Source organism: Paracraurococcus lichenis, from assembly GCF_030657435.1.
Classification (GTDB): domain Bacteria; phylum Pseudomonadota; class Alphaproteobacteria; order Acetobacterales; family Acetobacteraceae; genus Paracraurococcus; species Paracraurococcus lichenis.
Map to the genome: position 1 here is coordinate 1 of NZ_JAUTWS010000181.1, position 5,116 is coordinate 5,116.

The 5,116-nt window shown below is 63.8% G+C and carries 4 protein-coding genes; all 4 read left to right on the plus strand.

Going from position 1 to position 5,116, the window contains the following annotated elements; genetic code table 11:
• On the plus strand, positions 1-801 hold an 801-nt coding region (locus Q7A36_RS38185), incomplete at its 5' end, for a TniB family NTP-binding protein (RefSeq protein ID WP_305109027.1).
• A 1-nt stretch (position 802) separates the two neighbouring features.
• Entirely contained in the window at positions 803-2,611 is a 1,809-nt protein-coding gene (locus Q7A36_RS41935; RefSeq protein WP_370655792.1) for a TniQ family protein, read from the plus strand.
• Between the two features lie 605 nt (positions 2,612-3,216).
• Entirely contained in the window at positions 3,217-4,116 is a 900-nt protein-coding gene (locus Q7A36_RS38190) for a hypothetical protein (RefSeq protein ID WP_305109028.1), read from the plus strand.
• A gap of 32 nt (positions 4,117-4,148) precedes the next feature.
• Entirely contained in the window at positions 4,149-4,298 is a 150-nt protein-coding gene (locus Q7A36_RS41940) for an IS630 transposase-related protein (protein ID WP_370655793.1), read from the plus strand.
• Positions 4,299-5,116 lie beyond the last annotated feature (818 nt).

A 5,116-nucleotide genomic window follows, 5' to 3' on the forward strand; every position in this document is an offset into this window, starting at 1 on the left:
ATCAGCACTGCGCGCCGAATCCTAAAGCAGTTTGGCGACCCGAAATGGCGGAGCGGGGACCGCGACAATCTGACCGACCGCGTCGACTCGGCCATTCGGTACTCCGGTACGCACGCGCTGCTCGGCGACGAGGCGCAGCGCATGGTTGACCGGAATGGCGAGGTCCGCAGCGACGATCTGGCCGACTGGTTCAAAGAGCGTCACGCGAATACCGGGTGCTGCATTGTGCTTCTTGGCCTTGGCCGCCTCCGATACCTTATTGAACGGGACGATCAGATTGAGCGGCGCTGGAGCAATGAGATACGTATTGAGCCCTACTGGTGGGTTGGCCCCAAGGGTGAAGCCAACCTGGAGGACCAAGCAGACTATATCGGCTTCGTCTTGGCTCTTCAAAATGCCTCGCCCATTCCGTTCGCTGCTGACCTGCGTCTGGATCAGTTGGACGACACCGACATCGATAAGGCGGCACTCCGCTTCTACTATGCATCGCGGGGCGTGCCCGGGTACGAGGCGAAGCTTATCAAGGCGGCGCTCCGCATCGCTATCCGGAACCCTGCCGCGCACTCCATAATCGACTTGGCACTGCTGGAAGCCGCCTTCGCGGCTGAGTTCAGGTTCAAGCAGAAGGGCATGGAAAACCCCTTCTCCAAAGAGTGGAAGCCCTTCCTGCCGGACGGAAAGCCACACCTTCCACCCCCCCTCAGGGACGACAGCCTGCTCCTGCACGCGAAGAAGCGTCGGCGTCGGCCGACGAAGCGCGAGAAGTCGCGGGCACTACGCACCGCGATGACGGTCCGCTGACATGGCTGGGCTGGTGAGCCACCTCTTGGTCCGCACGCAGCCTGTGGGCGCTGACGACGAGGGCCTCCCTGAGTACCTGCTGCGTGTGGCAACGGCGAATGGCTACTCAGACCCAACGTGGCTGCTCGGTGAGGGCCGTAAGGCGGCATGCGCCGGGCCCTCAGGTCTCGAAGCGCTGGCGCGGCTGACTGGTGCGGAACCCTCAGCGCTCGCGGCGGCCGCGGTGCCCCCCCGCCCGCTACCAGACGACATAGTGAATGCTGTCCACCCCAAGCTGTGCATCGCCTGCCTGCGGGCGAGCCCATGGCTCCGGCGGTTGTGGAGCATCCGCGTCGTGCTGGCCTGCCCGGAGCACTGCTCCATGCTCCTCGACGCCTGCCCGCGATGCGGCACCCGCCTGACCTGGCGGAGACGTGGCCTCGGGCAGTGCACCTGCCGCCATGACCTCCTGACGGCTACTCAGGTTGCAGCCCTGCCCGTCCTCGTCGATCTGGCTGCCGTCATTGCGGGGCTATGCGCCGGGCGGTGCCCCAACGATTCGAGACTCGCGCCGGTTCCTGATGCTACCGCTGCGGCACAGCTCGTCTGGTTTGTGGCCTCGGACATTGCGGAGCGCCATACTGGGTGGCGGAGCTTTCACATGGCGAAGCCAGGCTCAGCCGAGATAGTCTCGGCCGTGTCCGCCGCGGCACCCGTGCTACTCGACTGGCCGGACGGACTTCAAGCTTGGCTTCGCTCCAGGGCCGAATTGGTTGCCAACGGTGTCGGCGTGAGGGCGACCTTCGGTCCCGTGCTCCACCGGCTGATGGCTAGCCTGCGCGGTCCCGAGTTTGCTTTCCTGCACGCCGAAGTTCGGCGCTGGCTCGCAGACGACTGGCGGGGCGGCCACGTAAAGCCATGGTCGCCGCTGTACGCTCCCCCACGCCCCGGAAAGCTTCTTACCGGGGTGGAGGCGGCCGAGCGGCTCGGAGTCACGCCGTCGCGCGTGCCGCGCCTCGTAGCTGCCAAACTTCTCGATGCTCGGACCAGCCGGGCGGGCAGCCGCGTGTTCCACCTCGTTCCTGAACCCGCGGTCACCGCACTGCTCGCGCGGAGTGCAGCCGCGCTGACGTTGGAAGCGGCTGCCGGTCGGCTCGGCGTGACCGCGGGACAGGTCGAACGCCTCGCGCGGGCAGGGCTTATCCGGGTGCTTCGGAGTCCTCCGGGTCGTCCTCGAGGGGTTTACGTTGAGCCTGGCGCCCTAAATGAGCTCGAGGCCCGTCTGGACGCGGCCTGCGGCCGTCCGAGACAGAGTGGCGCCGCCGATTGCACCCTTGCAGATTTGTCCGAAAGGGGCCGTGCAGCGCTTGTGCCAACGCTCCACTGCATTTTGGTGGGTACGCTGTCGGTGGCGCGTTGCGATGTTGGGCCCGGGGCGCCAGGGTTGCGGCGCTACTTGGCTCCATCCGCATGCCTTGCTGCCCCGACTGGCATGGGTGTCGCAGATCCCTGCGTCCCCGTGCGGGCAGCCGCTTCATCGCTGGGTGTCAGCGTCCGCATGGTACCCCGACTTGTCAAAGCGGGCTGCCTTCAGGCCCCTGCGGCACGGGGGATCGGAGGTCGGCTTGGCCGTCGTGCCGTGACGGCCGCGTCGGTCGTGGCGTTCCCTGGGCTGTTCACAACGGCGGCAGGGCTTGCCACCGTTTGGCGCACGAGCACGCGGGAGGTCACACGGCGCCTTTCCGCGGCGGGCATTGCACCGGTTCTGCCGCGGGATCCGGCGCGGGGGCTCTCGGCGGTCTGGCGCCGCTCTGACTGCGAGGGAGCATGATGGACAACACTCGTCTCCTGGTGCGTGGTCAAGCAGAGCCCGACGAGTCCAGGCTTGGGTTCTCATTGCGACTGTCCTCGGCGAACGGCTTCGCGTCGCCGTTCTGGCTTCCAAGGACCGTTCCTACTAGGCCACGTGGCGCGTCGCTTCCTGTAAAGCGCGGCTGGACCACGTTACACCCTGCCACGCAGCCTAATGAGCAGGGCGACCAAGCGTTAACCATGGCTGACATTGATCGCCGCCACCCGAAGGTATGTCCTGGCTGCCTTGCGGCCCGGCAGATCCTGCCATTTGCCTGGGACATGGCGTGCTGGACCGCGTGCCCAATACACGGCACCCGGATGCTATGGACTTGTGCGCGATGCGAGCAGCCCCTGTCCTGGCATCGCCGTCATCTCGACAGGTGTTGTGGGGATACACCGTTCGCTGAGATGCCGGTGGAGCCCGCCTTACCAGAGGCAATCGCATTGCTGCGCCTGTTGGCATCGCGTGTCGGTATTCCCTCACCGCCGCCTCCTGACAACTTAGTTCGCCTAACCGCGGATCTACCGCTGCGGAGCTTGTGCCTGCTCATTAGGCTACTTGGCAGGCTAACCACGCCGTTCATGGGTCGCGATAGGGCGAAAAAGGCCATCGGCTCCGAAGCCGAGCGCATTGTCGAAGAGGCAGCACTCATCTTAGCCGGATGGCCTGGCACATTTCACGCAGCGCTGGAGATGGCCGGGGGCGGGCATGCGACAAGCGACGTTAACCTAGACGCTCGGTTCGGCCCAGCCTACCGCCGCATCATGCACACGGCCTACGGCCCTCTATCCTTTGTTGCTGCAGAACTCCGGGCGCACGCCGCGTCGGGTTTCCCTGCGCAGAAGCTGGACGCACCGTCCGGCGACGTGCTGGTGCCGCTGCGCAAGGCTAGGCTCGCGATGGGACTCAGCTACCAGACTGCGCAGCGCCTCGTCTTTCGGGGTGCACTACGCGTCGAGAAGCGCCGTATGGGCAAGTGGATACGCCTGCTGGTGCGCCCTGACGAGTTCGCCGCGGCTGTTGAGTCGCTGGGTCTGGACGTCGACTTCACCACGGTGAAACAAAATCGTGACGCACTGCCTCGTAAGGAGGTCGAACGTCTTCTGTCGGTCGGACCGCGTGCTGTCGAGGACATGGCCACCTTAGGCCTATTGGGCGAGCGCGTAAGCGTCGGTTTCCGTCAGTTTATCACTCGGCAGGCCGTCGAGAGGCTCCTCACGCGCGTGGACGGTCTTACCGGGACGGCGACAACTTTCCGCTTGGCACGGCCCGGCGAATTCACTCCAAGCCTCTTTGCCATCATTTCCGAATACTCGGTGGCTGAAGTTGTGGACGCGCTGCTCATGAGTGGCGCCTCTCCCGCCTGCATGGTGCCTGGGAGTGCCGGACTTGCCCGATACGCCTTCCGGCGGGCCGATATTGTCGCGGCACTAATGCAAGCAGCGAAAAAGTCGGGACAATCGATCCTACTCCAAGAATAGAGGTCGTAAAGGTAAGAGGATACTCGATTGATGTGAGGGACAGGGTATTAGCGGCAGTCGAGGCGGGTGAGAACCCAATAAAAGTGGCCCAACACTATGCTGTAGGAAAAACGGCGGTGTATCGTTGGCTAAGGGAGGCGCGCGAGGACAGGCTTGACTGCGGCAATACAGAGGGGGTGTAGTGGTTACTTGGTGTCGCTAGGGTGCGGGGACTGCTTGGCGGCTGAACTGAGTGTCCGTGGTAGCCTGTCAGGACAATCTGGATGTTGCGCTGCATGGCGGCGGCGAGGAAGAGAAAAGGCGGAACCTGTACCCGGCCTCGCATACGTCTGAAGATGCGGCTGCTGTCGCATTGCACGGTGACGGGGGATACCCCACCCGCGCTTCGTTTGTTAGTCGACATGATGTAATGGTGATCTCTCTGGACCGAGAGATGTACCCATTGTGACCAGCCTATTTGGCTACACGTCCTGCCTGCCGCAGAGCGCTCGGCGGTGGAAGCCCTGGCTTGCTCACGGACAGCCCCGGCCCAGCAGGTGAAGCGGGCCCCGCTTGTCCGGCGTGTCATACCAGCCCGGGATGAGGCTGACCCATTCCAACCGTGCTGGACACAGTCCTGTAGGCTCCCGCCGATGGATCAGCCTTTTCCCAGGTTGGTATCAGCGGGGGTGAGATCTCGTCTGTCATCGGTGAAGCGCTTGTTCGACCAACATAGTATCGCTGGAAACGCTCCTGCGTGAGGGAGCGGTGCTCCGATGCGGATTCCAGGCCCAAGGACGTTAGGACGAGTAGGCGAATCGGCATCGCACCTCGGAATCACGAGCATCGGTTATATGCGAAAGCCAATGGCATTTATTGCTTATCGCCCGCATCATCCTCGCACCTATTGCGTCACGCTTGTTGCTGCTTCTGAATTTAGAAATCGCGTAAGCGATTGAGATCTACAGGATGTGGTTCGCAAGTTCTGCGTTACGGACCATTCGGCAGGCGCCATCAGGCG

Excerpts from the sequence above, each read along its gene's own strand:
- Q7A36_RS41935 (WP_370655792.1), top strand. The coding sequence starts at position 803 with ATGGCTGGGCTGGTGAGCCACCTCTTGGTCCGCACGCAGCCTGTGGGC.
- Q7A36_RS38190 (WP_305109028.1), top strand. The coding sequence starts at position 3,217 with ATGGGTCGCGATAGGGCGAAAAAGGCCATCGGCTCCGAAGCCGAGCGC.